The organism is Chryseobacterium sp. YR221, assembly GCF_900176315.1.
Classification (GTDB): Bacteria; Bacteroidota; Bacteroidia; order Flavobacteriales; family Weeksellaceae; genus Chryseobacterium; species Chryseobacterium rhizosphaerae.
In genome coordinates, this window is sequence record NZ_FWXM01000002.1 from 838,994 (window position 1) to 853,966 (window position 14,973).

Annotated in this window: 14 protein-coding genes; 10 read left to right on the forward strand and 4 right to left on the reverse strand. The window is 35.6% G+C overall.

What is annotated here, in order from left to right; translation table 11 throughout:
- The first annotated feature begins 50 nt into the window (after positions 1-50).
- From tilS to B8967_RS08820, 7 genes are all read left to right on the forward strand, one after another.
- On the forward strand, positions 51-1,400 hold the full coding sequence (tilS, locus tag B8967_RS08790; protein ID WP_084085749.1) for a tRNA lysidine(34) synthetase TilS: 1,350 nt from the start codon (positions 51-53) through the stop codon (positions 1,398-1,400).
- Positions 1,390-3,456, forward strand: a complete 2,067-nt coding sequence (locus B8967_RS08795; protein ID WP_047488780.1) for a protein-disulfide reductase DsbD family protein — start codon at positions 1,390-1,392, stop codon at positions 3,454-3,456. Before tilS ends, B8967_RS08795 begins: the two co-directional genes overlap by 11 nt.
- Positions 3,457-3,606: 150 nt before the next feature.
- Positions 3,607-5,145, forward strand: a complete 1,539-nt coding sequence (locus tag B8967_RS08800) for a T9SS type A sorting domain-containing protein (protein ID WP_084085751.1) — start codon at positions 3,607-3,609, stop codon at positions 5,143-5,145.
- Positions 5,146-5,342: 197 nt separating this feature from the next.
- Positions 5,343-5,861 (forward strand): biopolymer transporter ExbD, encoded by a 519-nt coding sequence (locus B8967_RS08805; protein WP_047488777.1) that lies wholly within the window; start codon positions 5,343-5,345, stop codon positions 5,859-5,861.
- A gap of 105 nt (positions 5,862-5,966) precedes the next feature.
- Entirely contained in the window at positions 5,967-6,749 is a 783-nt protein-coding gene (locus B8967_RS08810) for an alpha/beta fold hydrolase (RefSeq protein WP_084085753.1), read from the forward strand.
- A 6-nt stretch (positions 6,750-6,755) separates the two neighbouring features.
- Complete coding sequence (locus B8967_RS08815) at positions 6,756-7,577, forward strand: hypothetical protein (RefSeq protein WP_084085755.1); 822 nt, start codon at positions 6,756-6,758, stop codon at positions 7,575-7,577.
- A gap of 48 nt (positions 7,578-7,625) precedes the next feature.
- Entirely contained in the window at positions 7,626-8,438 is an 813-nt protein-coding gene (locus B8967_RS08820) for a patatin-like phospholipase family protein (protein ID WP_047488770.1), read from the forward strand.
- Positions 8,439-8,721: 283 nt separating this feature from the next.
- On the opposite strand, the gene B8967_RS08825 is transcribed toward B8967_RS08820, so the two are convergent.
- On the reverse strand, positions 8,722-9,738 hold the full coding sequence (locus B8967_RS08825) for a DHH family phosphoesterase (RefSeq protein WP_084085757.1): 1,017 nt from the start codon (positions 9,736-9,738) through the stop codon (positions 8,722-8,724).
- A gap of 236 nt (positions 9,739-9,974) precedes the next feature.
- On the opposite strand from B8967_RS08825, the gene rpmH reads away from it, so the two are divergent.
- Together rpmH and B8967_RS08835 are read left to right on the forward strand one after the other, a co-directional pair.
- Positions 9,975-10,133 (forward strand): 50S ribosomal protein L34, encoded by a 159-nt coding sequence (gene rpmH, locus B8967_RS08830; RefSeq protein ID WP_039365072.1) that lies wholly within the window; start codon positions 9,975-9,977, stop codon positions 10,131-10,133.
- 153 nt (positions 10,134-10,286) lie between these two features.
- The gene (locus B8967_RS08835; protein ID WP_047488760.1) at positions 10,287-10,997 is read left to right on the forward strand and encodes a cell division ATP-binding protein FtsE; all 711 of its coding nucleotides are present in this window, start codon (positions 10,287-10,289) and stop codon (positions 10,995-10,997) included.
- A 59-nt stretch (positions 10,998-11,056) separates the two neighbouring features.
- On the opposite strand, the gene B8967_RS08840 is transcribed toward B8967_RS08835, so the two are convergent.
- From B8967_RS08840 to B8967_RS08850, 3 genes are read right to left on the reverse strand one after another with little or no spacing between them, the layout of a single operon-like run.
- Positions 11,057-11,755: a tRNA1(Val) (adenine(37)-N6)-methyltransferase gene (locus B8967_RS08840; RefSeq protein ID WP_084085759.1), complete on the reverse strand. Its 699-nt coding sequence runs from the start codon at positions 11,753-11,755 to the stop codon at positions 11,057-11,059.
- The gene (locus B8967_RS08845; protein WP_084085761.1) at positions 11,755-13,209 is read right to left on the reverse strand and encodes a sensor histidine kinase; all 1,455 of its coding nucleotides are present in this window, start codon (positions 13,207-13,209) and stop codon (positions 11,755-11,757) included. The genes B8967_RS08840 and B8967_RS08845 overlap by 1 nt, the downstream gene beginning before the upstream one ends.
- 1 nt (position 13,210) lies before the next feature.
- The gene (locus B8967_RS08850) at positions 13,211-13,795 is read right to left on the reverse strand and encodes a riboflavin synthase (RefSeq protein WP_047488750.1); all 585 of its coding nucleotides are present in this window, start codon (positions 13,793-13,795) and stop codon (positions 13,211-13,213) included.
- A gap of 48 nt (positions 13,796-13,843) precedes the next feature.
- On the opposite strand from B8967_RS08850, the gene pdxA reads away from it, so the two are divergent.
- Positions 13,844-14,935: a 4-hydroxythreonine-4-phosphate dehydrogenase PdxA gene (pdxA, locus tag B8967_RS08855; RefSeq protein WP_047488747.1), complete on the forward strand. Its 1,092-nt coding sequence runs from the start codon at positions 13,844-13,846 to the stop codon at positions 14,933-14,935.
- The last annotated feature ends 38 nt before the right edge of the window (positions 14,936-14,973 follow it).

The window sequence follows — 14,973 nt, forward strand, 5'->3', positions numbered from 1 at the left end:
TCAATTGAATTATATCGGTTATCTTTGCATAAAAGAAATTCTCAACGTATATGTTGAAAAAACCAAGCTTTAAAAATCAATTAGAAAACCTTGTTGATCAACCTGAAAAACACTCCTACCTTCTGGCGGTAAGCGGAGGTGCAGATTCTATGGTTCTGGCCTCATTATTTCAGGATTTGCGGGATAATGGGCAAGATAAAAAGTGTGATATACAAGTCGCTCACATCAATTATAAACTTCGTGGTAAAGATTCTGATCTGGATCAGAAAGTAGTTCAGGATTTTTGTGAGAAAAATCATATAAAGTTTCATCTGTATGAAGTTTCTGAAAAAGATAAAAAACCGGACCACTCTATTCAGCTTTGGGCAAGAGAACTCCGCTATCATTTTTTTAAAGAAATTCAGAATCAGGAAAAGCTTGAATTTCTGGTTACCGCACATCACCTCAACGATCAGCTGGAAACTTTTATTATTAATCTTTCCAAAGCAGCTGGTATTAATGGACTGAGCGGTATTCCTTCTCACGACAATCATATTCTCCGTCCGCTTTTAACTTTTTCCAAAAAAGAAATTTATCAGTTTGCTGAGGAAAACCATATTGAATTCCGTGAGGATCTATCCAATAAAAAAAGTGATTATTTAAGAAATAAGATCAGAAATGAAATCGTTCCCAAACTCATGGAGACTAATGATCACTTTTTGGAAAACTTTAAAAAGAGTTCTTTCTACCTGAATCAAACTAAAGATTTTGTTCGAAAACAGGTTGAAGAAATAGAAAATAAGCTTTCCTTATTTAACCAAGACTATAAAATCTTATCAAAGGAAAAGCTGGATCAGGAAAGCGATTTCGTAAAGTTTGAAATTTTAAAGAAATATGGATTTACTCAGGAAGAAGAAATCCCTAAAATTTTCACAGCTGAAAACAACAGTTCTTTTTTTTCAAAAGAATACCAACTGGTCATCAACCGTGACGAATTGATATTTATTGACCGAAATAAAGAGCAGAAGTCTACCGATGAAATTATCCTGATTGATCATTTTAATTTTTCTGAAGATCAAATCAATCTTGACCTCAAAAACACTATTGAAGAGATTGATGGAATCAATAAGGATTTTGAATGGGATTTTGATGCTGAAAAACTTCAGTTTCCACTACGCCTGAGAAAGCAGCAGGATGGTGATGAATTTTATCCTATCGGGTTTTCAGGAAAAAAGAAAGTTTCTAAATTTTTTAGGGACGAAAAATTATCTATTTTAGCGAGGCAAAAAATTTGGATACTGGCTGACAGCAATAATTCCGTACTTGGAATACTTCCTCTCAGACAGGACAGAAAATATACAAAGGATGAGAAAACAAAATGGAGTCTCAAAATTTTTAATGAAACGAAAAATGAAATTTAGAAATTGGTTTTTATTAATTCTACTATTTTTAGCGACAGGAATTAATGCACAGATAAAAAATCCTGTAAAGTTTAAATTCACCATCAACGATCTGGGAAATAACCAGTATGAAGCGGTTTTGAATGCCACCATGGAAAAAGGCTGGCATATTTACTCAAAAGATTTACCGGAAGACACTGGAATTCCAACTGAGTATAAAGTTTCAGGAAAAAATATCGAACTGATCGGAAAATTTACCGAGGTCGGTAAAAAGCATGAAGAATTTTCTGAGGCTTTTGGAGGAACTATTGTTTTCTATTCCAATTCGGCCGGCTTCAAACAGAAGTTCAAATTAAAAGATCCTGCAAAACCTGCAGATGTTACTTCGGAGATTACGTATCAGACTTGTGACGACAGGGTTTGTTTAGCTCCCAATACTTTAGAATTTAACCAAAAAGTAACTCCAAAAGGGGCTACTGAAGAGGCTGTTGAAGAAACACCTCTGGCAGTAAAAGACTCAGTAAAAACCGTTGAAACAGTTACTGAGAATGCTCCAAAACAGGAAGTTACCGTTTCAGAAGTTTCAAAGTTAGACCCTAAACAGCTGAAAATTGAAACATTAGATTTCAAAAACCCATTAACTGACTGTGGTACAGCGTCTACAAAAATAGAAGAAAATTACTGGACCTACCTGTTCTTAGGATTCATCGGAGGTTTAATTGCCTTGTTAACACCTTGTGTTTTCCCTATGATTCCACTAACGGTTTCCTTCTTTACCAAAGGAAGTAAAGATAAAGCAAAAGGAAAAAGAGATGCCATTATCTACGGATTTTTCATTCTTCTTATTTTTGTCTTATTAAGTATTCCTTTCCATATTATTGACGGGATTGCCGGAAATATCTTCAATGAAATTTCTACAAGTGTATGGCTGAATATTGCCTTCTTTATCATCTTTATTTTCTTTGCCGGAAGTTTCTTCGGGTATTATGATATTACATTACCAAGTTCTATTGCCAATAAATCTTCTAAAGCAGAAGAAGCCGGAGGAATCATCGGAATCTTCTTTATGGCACTTACACTGGTGATCGTTTCTTTCTCTTGTACAGGACCTATTTTAGGAAGTTTACTGGGAAGTGCGGTAACAGGATCTTCCAATGTTCCTATGCTGCTGACTTTTGCATTAGCAGGATTTGGGTTGGCTTGGGCCATTGTATTTGGGTTATTGGCTTTATTCCCACAAGCCTTACAAAGTCTTCCAAAATCAGGAGGATGGATGAATACCGTGAAAGTTGTTTTAGGATTCGTAGAATTGGCGTTAGCATTAAAATTCTTATCCAAGGCGGATTTGGTTTCCAAAACTTTCTTCTTAAAAAGAGAGCTTTTCATTGCCATCTGGATCATTATTGCTTTAGGGCTTGCTTTATATTTATTCGGGTTGATCAAGTTCCCGCATGATGATAAAAAACCAAAGATCTCTATCACCAGAAAGATCCTTGGGGTATTAGGTTTTGGATTTGTCATTTATCTGATCCAGGGATTAATTCCTTCTGAGCGTCCTAAACTTCAGCTGCTAAGTGGTATTTTACCTCCATTGAATGTTAGCTATTTCCACGATGAAAAAGATGGGATTTTAGGAATGCATCCGGAGCATGATTTTTTCAAAGCTATTGAAATTGCCAAAAAGGAAAACAAACCAATCTTAATTGACTTCACAGGATACGGTTGCGAAAACTGTAGAAAAATGGAAGAATTTGTCTGGAGTGAACCGGATATTCTACCAATATTACAAAATGACGTAGTATTAGCTTCTTTATATGTAGATGATAAAGAAGAGCTTCCTGAAGATCAAAAAACTAAAATAGACCTTGGAGAAGGACAGATTAAAAAAGTAAAAACAATTGGTGACAGATGGAGCTTATTCCAACAGGTTAACTTTAATAATAACTCTCAGCCTCACTATGTTTTAATAACTCCTGACGGAAAAGTGATCAATACCCCTGTTTCCGGATATATGCCAAAAGAGGATTTCAAAAAATTCTTAGAATGCGGAGTAGATTTTTTCAAGAAGACTAAATAGATACTACTTTATAATAGACTAAGCCTTATCAATTCTATTGGTAAGGCTTTTTTTTTACACTTATTAGAAATAGATCAACACTTACTAACTTGTTTCATTAAGTAAAGTCTTTTTCAATATATTTAGAAAACAATTCTAAATTAAACGCAAATGAAAAAGTTATTTTACATTCTGGCAGCCTTAGGCTGCTCTATTTCAATGTATGCCCAAGCACCCAATATCCAGTGGCAAAAATCACTGGGAGGAAGCAATCTAGAATGGGCAAAGTCAATCAAGCACACTACCGATGGAGGTTATATTGTTGCAGGACATTCAAGTTCCACCGATGGAGATGTCACAGGAAATCACTCCGGTGGTCAACTCTATATGACTGATTATTGGATTGTAAAACTGAACAGCTCGGGAGGGATACAATGGCAAAAATCATTGGGAGGCAACAGTATTGAGGAAGCAAACTCCATCCAACAGACAAATGATGGCGGCTATATTATCGCAGGCACAGCTGCTTCATCAGATGGAGATGTTACAGGAGGTTATGGGAGTTTTGATTATTGGATTGTAAAGCTTGATTCATCGGGGAATATTCAGTGGGAAAAAACTTTTGGAGGAGATATTGTTGAACAGGCTTATTCCATTCAACAAACTACTGATAACGGCTATGTCATCGCAGGCTATACCAATTCTTCAAACGGAGATGTTACCATTGCATATGGAGAGGAAGATTTCTGGATCATCAAACTGGATCAAACCGGAAATCTGCAGTGGCAAAAATCTTATGGTAGCAATAATAAAGACTACGCCTACTCCATCCAGCAAACTACAGAGGGAGGTTATATCGTAGCCGGCAGTACAAACAGCATAATCGGAGGCATTTCTTATAGCGACTGTCTGATTATAAAATTAAATTCGTCCGGAGATCTGCAATGGCAAAAAAAGATAGGGGGCAGTCATGATGATTACGCTACTGCAATAAAGCAAACCATAGATGGTGGATATATTGTAGCAGGGAACAGTAATTCTACAGACGGGGATGCTACAGGAAATAGTAATTCACCCAACATTTGGATTTTTAAACTTAACAATACCGGAGATATTCAATGGAAACAGTTTCTCGGCGGAACCGGTTATGATGGAGCTTCATCTGTTGAATTAACATCAGATAACGGCTATCTTATTGGGGGAACTACAACGAGCTCAACAGACCTCACAGACAACTTCTATGTTGCCAAACTTAATGCAACAGGCAGTATTATATGGGAAAAAAGCTTAGGTGGAAGTGCTACAGACCAACTGAATTCAGCAATAGAAACAGCAGATGGAGGATTTATTCTTACAGGTAATACAGACTCTAATGACGGAGACGTTTCAGGAAATCATTCAGATGGTTTTTCAGACTTCTGGATTGTAAAACTTATGCCTACCACAACATTGGCTACCGCGGAAGCTAAAGCCAACCAACCTATATCTTTCTTTCCTAATCCTGCCAAAGATTTTATTAATATCAGGAATCTCCCAGACGGATCAGCTGTAACCATTACAAATACATCCGGAAGAAAGCTATTGTCTAAAAATTATCATGAAGACAAAGTAATAATAAATACATCTCAGCTAATTCCGGGAATTTATATGATTCAAATTGAAAATAAGGGAAAAATCATTTTAAATAAAAAACTAATTCTAAAGAAATAAATTTCATATAGTTAAAAAACCTTAAAACCTTATGAAATTGAAACATCATAAGGCTTTTTCGTGCCAAATAATAATTAATTTTTGCAAACTCATAACATTTAAGAAATTTAGGTATAAACTTTGTATGAATTCAACCAAACTACGATCGGGTTTTAAAAGTTTTCATCAAATACCGTTTAACATTTAAAGTATTAATTATGGCTGAAGTAATCGCACAAGAAAAACAAGGCGGCAAGCAAAAAAAGAAATTAATAAGAGTTGATATGACTCCCATGGTAGATTTGGGATTTCTATTAATTACTTTCTTTATGTTCACCACCAATTTTACAAAACCCAATGTCATGGATCTGGGACTTCCGGCAAAAGGAGATCCCCCTTCAGGGCCTATCGTAATGGACCAGGAAAATCAGGTGACATTTATTCTTGGAAAAGACAACCGGGTATTTTATCATCAGAGCAATGCAACAGATTTAAATACAAACAACCTGAAAGAGACCGATTTCAGTGGGATAAAAATTTCAAAAATCATTGCTGAGGCATACAAAAATGCTCCTAAACCTGAAAACTTCACCGTCATTATCAAACCGACTGATGAAGCCAACTATAAAAATTTTGTAGATATGCTTGACAACCTTGCTATTGCAAAAAAAGAGCGTTATGGCGTTGCAGATATCAAACCTTGGGAAACAAAGGTTTATAAAGACTTAGTTCAATAAAAGAGAAAGAGCATTTTAAAAATGCTCTTTTTTGTTTACATTTGAATCAGCAGGAGTTTCCTGGAGATCCTCTGCCTTATTTTAACCTTTTATAATTTTGATATCATGCTGAACTTTGAAAAAAAAGGAAACGGAAAAGAAACTTTAGTACTCCTTCATGGTTTTATGGAAAACCTCTCTATATGGAGTGATATGGAGCCTCATCTTTCCAAAGATTTTTCACTTTTAAAAATTGATCTGCCCGGTCATGGACAATCTGAAATTCTGGGTGAAGTTCACACCATGGAACTGATGGCAGAGGAGGTAAAAAAAGTTTTGGATCATCAGAATTTAGAAAAAGTACACCTATTGGGACATTCTATGGGAGGTTATACTTCATTGGCTTTTGCCGAGAAATATCCCGATTCTTTAAAAAGTTTGACGTTGTTCTTCTCTACTTATTTCCCGGATGATGAAGAGAAAAAACAACAGCGTATAAAAAGCTACAGAATCATTAAGGACGCATTTGCCCATTATGCAAGAGCGGGAATTCCCAATTTATTCAACCCAAATGAAAAAGATATCCTTGAAGGCAAAATTGAAGTGGCCCTTGCAACAGCTCTTTCCACGAACAATTTAGGAGCATTGGCCTGCGTAAAAGGTATGGTAGAAAGAACAGACAAAAAACACATCATGGAAAACCTGCAGGCCAAAATACTGGTACTGGCAGGTAAACATGACAATGCTGTAAAAACAGATATCACCATTAAAAACCTTCCGGACAGAACCAACATAAAATCTTATGTATTAGACTGTGGTCACAATGGCCACTGGGAAAAACCAGGTATCTGTGCAGAAATTATCAACACTGAGCTTTTACATAACCTCCCTAAAAAGCTTGTATTTTAAAAACCTATGAAATTCGCTATATACACGATTTTCTTTCTTACATTATTAAGCTGTAAAAAAGAAAAACAAATTTCTACCGACAAGGTTCCTGCCGACTCTCTTACTGTTCAAACAAAGAAAAAAAGCGATACGGCACCCACAAAACCCAATCAGCAGGTTTTCAATTTCGTAACCGATCTATGCACCAGCAAGGGATATTTTGATGCCAATAAATACACTGAAGAAGAAATTAAAGGAGCCTATACACTGTGGTTTGACCTGAGAGGAATCATGCTTGATACTCCATCTGTATTTAGTCTTCAGGACCTTACGGAAATAAGACGTGATAATACCAAAATCCTGGCAAAATTAGATAAGGATTTTGCTAAGAAAAAAGCTTTTCTCGAGCATCTTACAGTCGTCAATGTACCCTATTGGCAAAATATAAAAAAGCTGCAATATGAATCACTTCTACAAAAGTACGAAATGGAAAAATTGCGAATAGCAGCTTATTCTGATCCATCAATACTTCTAAAAAGTAATACCGGTAACAAATGCCGGAATTTTACCACTGCCTTAAACTCAACGGATGAACAGATGTTTTCGGAATGGAAAAAACTGAGAGAACAGATGAGTAAAATAAATGCGGATCCGGAAAGAATTATCAACCTGTTTAACGAACACCTCAATTCACCGGACAAAAATGATTATGCTGCCATAGACCTGATTACCTTTGGATGGGGAAACTGTATGAACGGTGAAATCCAGAGCCCCTCACATGATGGCAGGATGAATCAAGAATTTGAAGCCCTTTTCATCAAGATAGATGCTGACTGTGATGAGCCATAATCAGCATTTATAAAAAATCCTGTATATTAGTAAAGCATAATTGACGCAATGGGTTTATTCTCGTTCAAAAAAAAGAAACCACCAGTTATCGGCCTTACTCTTTCAGGCGGAGGAATGCGTGGGATTGCACATATTGCAGTTCTGAAGGCCCTGGAAGAATATAATCTGAAACCACAAATTATTTCCGGAACCAGTGCCGGCTCTATTATAGGCGCTTTCTATTCTTTTGGAAAGACACCTGATGAGATGATGGAAATCGTCAAACATACTTCTTTTTTTTCAAGGTCATCTCTGAAGCTATCAAAAAATGGAATTTTCAGTTCCAATTTTATTTTAAAACTATTTAAAGATTATTTTCCCGAAGATAATTTCAATATTTTAAAAATACCGGTTTATGTCACTGCCACGGAAATGACCCATGGTATTGTTGATTTTTTCTCTGAAGGAGAACTTTTTGGCCCTTTGCTGGCTTCATCAAGCGTACCTTTCATCCTTCCTCCTGTAAGAATAGGAGACAAAATCTATGTAGATGGTGGTGTTTTAGACAATCTACCCATTGAACCTATTGTCAATAAATGTGATTTCCTGATCGCCTCCCATGTGAATTCAATAAGCTATGATGAATTAAAAAAGATGAGTCTGATGAAAGAATTTGACCGTATACTTCACTTAGCCATTGCAAAATCCGTTTATTCTAAAGTGAAATACTGCAATATATTTTTAGACCCTCCCAAGATGACAAAATTCAGCCTTTTTAATAAGAAATACATGGACGAAATGTTTCAGCAGGTCTACGAATATACATGTATTGAATTAGAAGAAAAAGGGTATAAAAAAAGCTCTCAGATCGAGAGCTTATAATAAAACTGTTCAAAATTTTTTAATAAAATCATCAAAAAGTACATAGAAGATTAAACACTTAAGTTGTTTTAGCACAAGCTTTGTGCATAATAAGTACATTTAAGTTTTGAAAATCTTTGATTTTCTTCTTATGTGGACTTTTTATACAATGGCATTTAGATTAACTTAAGTGAACTAAAGTGTTTAAATAAATACTTTACTGTTTTTAACCTCATTCGAATCTTTGATTTGTGGTTAAAAAATATCTGACCTTCTTATGAAATGAAAAGTTTAAACAGCTTTATTATTTTATATTTAAAAACTCTTCCTTTCCAATATATTGCTTGAAATTTTCAATAGTTCCCGCCAATGAATCGTAAGATTTTCCACCTGCAGCATTAATATGCCCGCCACCACTAAAGTATTTTCTGGAAAACTGATTTACATCTACATCATCCTTACTTCTGAAAGAAATTTTAATGAAATTCTCATAAAGGTCTTCCATGAAAAATGCGGCCATTTTCACTCCGGCAATACTTAGACCGTAATTTACAAATCCTTCTGTATCCCCTTTTTGGAAACCATATTCTTTAAGTTCGTTTCTCGTAAGGCTTAAAACAGCTACTGTACCCTCATTCACTACTTCTATTCTCCCCAGGATTAAAGCCAGTAGATGAAGACGGGAAACCGTATTGGTATCCCAAGTATTGGAAGTTATCATAGCAGGGTCTGCTCCTTTTTCTATAAGATTAGCTATTATTCTATGGGTAGCAGCGCTTGTAGAACGAAAACGGAAACCACCTGTATCAGTCATAATACCTGTATAAAGACATTCTGCAACATCCTGATCCACCAGTTTTTCATCATCCATCACTTCGATAAAATGATAGATCATCTGTGAGGTAGCCGGAATGACCGTATCAGAATATACATAATCAAATTGTTCAGGCTGCTGGTGATGGTCAATAAGAATTTTTTTACCCTGTGCTTTAACCAACCAGTCTCCCAATAGGCCAATTCTTGACGGAGCATTAAAATCAAGACAGAAAATCACGTCAGCTCCAGCAATCATATCGGAAGCCAGCTTTTTCTTGTATTCAGCGATGATTACTTTTTTAGATTCCGGCATCCACTTTAAAAATTTCGGAAAATCATTAGGAACAATCACTTCAGCAAGAATCCCTTTGGCTTTCAGATAATGTTTCAATCCCAGACTGGAACCAATAGCATCTCCATCCGGGTTATAGTGGGTAAGAATAACTATTTTGTTTTCAGGTTTAAGTAATGTATTGATTTCTAAAAGTTCTGCTGGTGTAAACATCGTTGTGTTTATTTTCGTTAAAATTAAAGTTTTCAAAGATAAAGCTTTTATATAAATCATTTAAATATTATTTTTGCACACAGAATTTCGTTTCTTATGAGGGATTTGTAAGTTTCTGATTAAAAAACATTTCAAATAATTTTAAAAAAAGATAGTGAAAATTTGTAGCTTATAAAAATTTCTATATCTTTGCAACCTGAAAATAAATAGATTAATTACGATTTAAATATATAGTAATGAGTAAAAGAACATTCCAGCCATCAGAAAGAAAAAGAAGAAACAAACACGGTTTCAGAGAAAGAATGTCTACGCCAAATGGAAGAAGAGTTTTGGCTGCGAGAAGAGCTAAAGGCAGAAAGAGTTTAACTGTAAGTGCTGCACGCGCTAAGAGATAATTTCTACCTTATCATATACAAATCATGCTTGAAAAGATCTTTTTCAGGCATTTTTTGTTGTTAAAATTTACTAAAATTTAGGTTGTATAAACTTCTTTTTCTATTTTTAAAAGTTGAAAAATTTTGTTAGAAAACAGCCTTTAAAATTAAATTATGCCACATACAAATATCTCCGGAGACAATATCATAAGTTTGCAGCATGCAAAGATTGCACAAAAAAACTTCACTGTTCTTACTGATGTAAATCTTAACATTAAGAAAGGTAGATTCTGCTATCTTATCGGAAAAACAGGTTCCGGAAAAAGCTCACTTTTAAAAACCCTTTACGGTCATATTCCATTAGCATCAGGGCATGGATCTGTTGTTGGATTTGAGCTGGCAAAGCTAAAACCTTCTGACATTCCCAACCTTAGAAGAAAATTAGGAATTGTATTCCAGGATTTCCAGTTACTTTCAGACAGAACTGTTGAAAAGAACTTAAAATTCGTCCTTGAAGCTACAGGATGGAATGATAAAGTAAAAATGGAAGACCGTATCAATGAGGTATTGGGAAGTGTGAACATGAAAAGTAAAAAGCATAAAATGCCACACGAGCTTTCCGGAGGAGAACAGCAGCGTATTGCCATTGCAAGAGCTTTACTGAATCACCCGGACCTTATCCTGGCGGATGAGCCAACAGGAAACCTGGATCCGGAAACCTCTAATGAAATTATGACTTTACTAAAGCAGGTAGCCCTTGAAAATGGAGCCGCAGTAGTAATGGCAACACATGATTATCATATGATCCAGAACTTCCCGGGCGAAGCAATCCGATGTGAAGACGGGAAAGTTTCCGTACTGGACACTGCTGAGCTATTTGAATAAGGCTTCAAAGAGTAAAGGATTAAATATAAGCTGAATAGTCAGCATCTAATTTCTAACCTTTACCTTCTATTAAAAATATGAAACTCTTTGGTGAGTTCAAGATATTGGTCCGAGTATTGTCTCGGACTTTTTTCTATAATAAAATCAGATTCTTCAAGATTTTTTTCCTGTAATGAGAATTCAAGAACCAATCTTTTAACTTTTGAATTTTCAATTCCTGTAATATTGACTCTACGGTTTAAAAACAAAGAATTTTCTTTCGCAATCGAAGTGAACACCTCTCCGGCTTCACTGGGAATAATCACAGATAAAAGTCCGTTTTCAGACAAAAGTCCGGCTGCATGGCCTATAAGCTGCTTAAAGTTCAGCTCTACTGTCTGGCGTGCAATTTTATCTTTATCTGATACAGATTCTTCAAAATAAGGAGGATTGGAAACAATCAAATCAAATGATTCCTTTGTATTGAAAGATTTAAAATCCTGATGTATATTCCTGAGTCTTGCCTGAAAAGGAGCGTTTTCAAAATTAGCTTTTGTAAGTGCTACAGCCTCTTCATTAATATCCAATCCTAAAAAAACAGCCTCAGGATTTCTCTGTGCCAGCATTAAAGTAATCAGCCCGGTTCCCGTCCCGATTTCCAGCACGTTCGATGCATTCTCAACATTTGCCAGCACACCAAGCAAAACCCCGTCTGTTCCTACACGAAAGACGTTTTCAGACTGCTGAATTTCAAACTGTTTAAACTTAAAAGATTTCACTATAAATTGGTAGGCAGTGTAATAATGAATGTTGACCCTTTCCCTACTTCAGATTTCACAGAGATTTCCCCTTTATAGTCTTCGATCATCTTCCTCACCATAGATAAACCAAGTCCCATTCCACTGTTTTTAGAAGTAAAATTAGGCTCAAAAATCCGCTCATACATATTATCAGGAATTCCTATTCCATTATCCTGAACAGAGATCATAACCCTTCTCTGATGTTGTTCTACATCAACATTAATAATTAATTTTCTATCTTCACTTTCTGCCTGCTTAGCATTGGTTACAAGGTTGGTGATAATTCTGGAAAGGTAAATCCTATCCATACTGATCATGATATTATTTTTATTAGCGTGCATAAAAACACTGTCATCATTGAAAACGCGTAAAATATCTTCAACTTCAGTATTCAGGTTGATCACCTCATTATTTTTTTCAGGAAGCTTTGCAAATTCCGAGAAAGCAGAAGCGACTGTAGCAATCAGGTCAATTTGATCCACTACTGTTTTACTCATCTGTTTTACCCTTTCCTTGATGTTTGGATCTTCCGGATCAAATTTCCTTTCAAAATTCTGGATGGTAAGCTTCATAGGAGTAAGAGGGTTCTTCACCTCATGGGCAACCTGCTTTGCCATTTCTCTCCAGGCTTCTTCCGATGCTTTGAAACGAAGTCTTTCTTTTTGATCCTGAATCTGCAGAATCATTCTGTTATAAGCTCTGGCCAAAGCATTAAGCTCATCATTTTTATAGTATCTTATGGGCCGCATTTCATTTTCAAACAATGTAATACGGGTAATCATATCTGAAAACTTGGTAATTGTTTTTGCAAGACTGTTAGACGTCACCCAGCTAATCCAGATACTAAAAAGGATAAGGAATATATCTACTAAAAGGATGTATTTAACATATTGATGAAGAACATCAAGGTAAGCAGATACATTATGATATAAAGGAATATAAACCACCCCTACAGGTTCAAGCTCATTATTTTTCAAAAGAAGATAGGAAGAAGTAAGCTTGGCATCTTTAGAAGCATCATATCTGGTCAGGTCTACCCTGGCATCTGTAGATAAGATTTTATTGATGATTTCTATAGGAATCGTCTTCTGCTCAACCAGACTCTCATCTTTATTGGAAAGTACGTAATTCCCTTTCAGATCATAAATAATAATATCATGTTGGTTAATATCTGCTATTTCAAAAATTTTATTGCCTAAAACTTTCGGCAGATCTTCTGTCGTGACAAGTGTCCGGCTAACAGCATAGTCAAGATACCTCATAACGGCATTGGTTTTCTCCTGCATGTCAATATTACTCTGCTGTAAAGAATTATTCCTTAAAACAAAGTATGGAACAAGCGAAGTTGCCACAACACTTAAAAAGCATACCAACAGGAAACCGAAAAACACCCGGTTCCTTAAGCTATATCCTTTATACTTATTTATTGACATCCTATCTTTTAATTAACCTAGCAATATACTTACCAATGATGTCAAATTCTAAATTTACCTGATCCCCTATTTTTAAATGGTTCATATTCGTAAATTCCCAGGTATAAGGAATAATTGCTATAGAAAACTGTGAATCTTCACTTTTTGCAACAGTAAGACTGATTCCGTTTACAGTGATTGATCCCTGAGGAACTGTAACAAAATTACCATCTGCTTCATACTTAATGGTAATAAAATAGCTTCCGTCTTTATTTTCAATATTGACTACTTCTCCTGTTTTATCTACGTGTCCCTGAACAATATGACCATCTAGCCTTCCGTCCATTTTCATGCAGCGTTCAAGATTAACCACAGTCCCCAGTTCCCATTTTCCAAGATTGGTTTTCTCTAAAGTTTCATTGATGGCCGTAACAACATATTGATTATCTTTAATCTCAACAACAGTAAGACAACAGCCATTATGAGCCAGACTCTGATCAATTTTAAGTTCGTTTGTAAAAGGGCAAGTTAAAGTAAAATCTATATTGCTTCCTTTTTCTTCAATCTTCTCAATAACGCCAACTGCTTCAATAATTCCTGTGAACATATTATTTTTTGCTAAATTTGTAAATTATAATCTTCAAAGATAATCAAAATGAGCCCAAAAAACCATAAAGTACGAGTAGGAATTTCAATCGGTGATTTCAACGGCATAGGACCAGAGATCATTATGAAGTCTCTGAAAGACAAAACCATTACGGATTTTTTCACCCCTGTAATTTTTGGTTCGGGAAAGCTATTCACTTATCAGAAAAATATTTTCAAGCTTAATCTTAACTTCAACTATGTTAACGAAGCTTCCCAAGCCCAGGAAGGAAAACTTAATATGGTGAATCTGACGAAGGAGAATGTGAATGTAGAATTAGGAGTTCCTACAGAAGAATCCACAAAAATGGCCATTGATTCTTTGGAAGCAGCTACAGAGGCATTAATGAAAGGAGATATTGATGTTTTGGTAACCGCTCCTATCAATAAGGATGAAATGGTGAAAATGGGATTCAAACACACAGGACACACTGGATACTTTGAAGAAAAATTCAGTAAAAAGGGACTCATGTTCCTGGTCACTGAAGATTTAAAAGTAGCGGTGTCTACCCACCACATCCCTATTGCTAAAATTGCAGAAAACATTTCTAAAGAGAAAATAAAAAAACAAATCAGAGTATTAAACCAAACGCTGATTGAAGATTTTCGGGTTCAAAAACCTAAAATTGCTGTTTTGGGACTTAATCCCCATGCAGGAGATGGTGGTGTAATAGGAAATGAGGAAATTGAAATCATTGCTCCAGCGATTAAGGAACTTTCTGATAACGGAGTATTAGCATTCGGACCTTTTCCTGCCGACAGCTTCTTTCAGCCAAGTAAATACAAGAACTTCGATGCCGTTTTAGCGATGTATCACGATCAGGGATTAGCTCCGTTCAAAACATTAGCGTATGAAGAGGGCGTCAACTATACAGCAGGACTTCCTTTTATAAGAACATCTCCGGATCATGGAGTTGCTTACGATATTGCAGGGAAAAATATTGCGGATGAACAGAGTTTTACCGAAGCTATTTTCACTGCCATTAGTGTTTTCAAAAACAGAAATGAATACAGCGAATTGATGAGTAATCGTCTGCAGCCTAGAAAAATGGTTTCAGACAACGGAGTAGATGAAGATCTTCCAGATGAAACTGAAGCTTAAATCTCTAAAATAAGTTTTAAATTAATTTGTTTTAGATT

Bases quoted from the DNA above. Each gene is read 5' to 3' on its own strand.
- pdxA (WP_047488747.1), top strand. From the start codon at position 13,844: ATGAGCCCAAAAAACCATAAAGTACGAGTAGGAATTTCAATCGGTGAT.
- B8967_RS08850 (WP_047488750.1), bottom strand. From the start codon at position 13,795: ATGTTCACAGGAATTATTGAAGCAGTTGGCGTTATTGAGAAGATTGAA.
- B8967_RS08845 (WP_084085761.1), bottom strand. From the start codon at position 13,209: ATGTCAATAAATAAGTATAAAGGATATAGCTTAAGGAACCGGGTGTTT.
- B8967_RS08795 (WP_047488780.1), top strand. From the start codon at position 1,390: ATGAAATTTAGAAATTGGTTTTTATTAATTCTACTATTTTTAGCGACA.
- rpmH (WP_039365072.1), top strand. From the start codon at position 9,975: ATGAGTAAAAGAACATTCCAGCCATCAGAAAGAAAAAGAAGAAACAAA.
- B8967_RS08810 (WP_084085753.1), top strand. From the start codon at position 5,967: ATGCTGAACTTTGAAAAAAAAGGAAACGGAAAAGAAACTTTAGTACTC.
- B8967_RS08805 (WP_047488777.1), top strand. From the start codon at position 5,343: ATGGCTGAAGTAATCGCACAAGAAAAACAAGGCGGCAAGCAAAAAAAG.
- B8967_RS08800 (WP_084085751.1), top strand. From the start codon at position 3,607: ATGAAAAAGTTATTTTACATTCTGGCAGCCTTAGGCTGCTCTATTTCA.
- B8967_RS08815 (WP_084085755.1), top strand. From the start codon at position 6,756: ATGAAATTCGCTATATACACGATTTTCTTTCTTACATTATTAAGCTGT.
- B8967_RS08825 (WP_084085757.1), bottom strand. From the start codon at position 9,738: ATGTTTACACCAGCAGAACTTTTAGAAATCAATACATTACTTAAACCT.
- B8967_RS08835 (WP_047488760.1), top strand. From the start codon at position 10,287: ATGCCACATACAAATATCTCCGGAGACAATATCATAAGTTTGCAGCAT.
- B8967_RS08820 (WP_047488770.1), top strand. From the start codon at position 7,626: ATGGGTTTATTCTCGTTCAAAAAAAAGAAACCACCAGTTATCGGCCTT.
- tilS (WP_084085749.1), top strand. From the start codon at position 51: ATGTTGAAAAAACCAAGCTTTAAAAATCAATTAGAAAACCTTGTTGAT.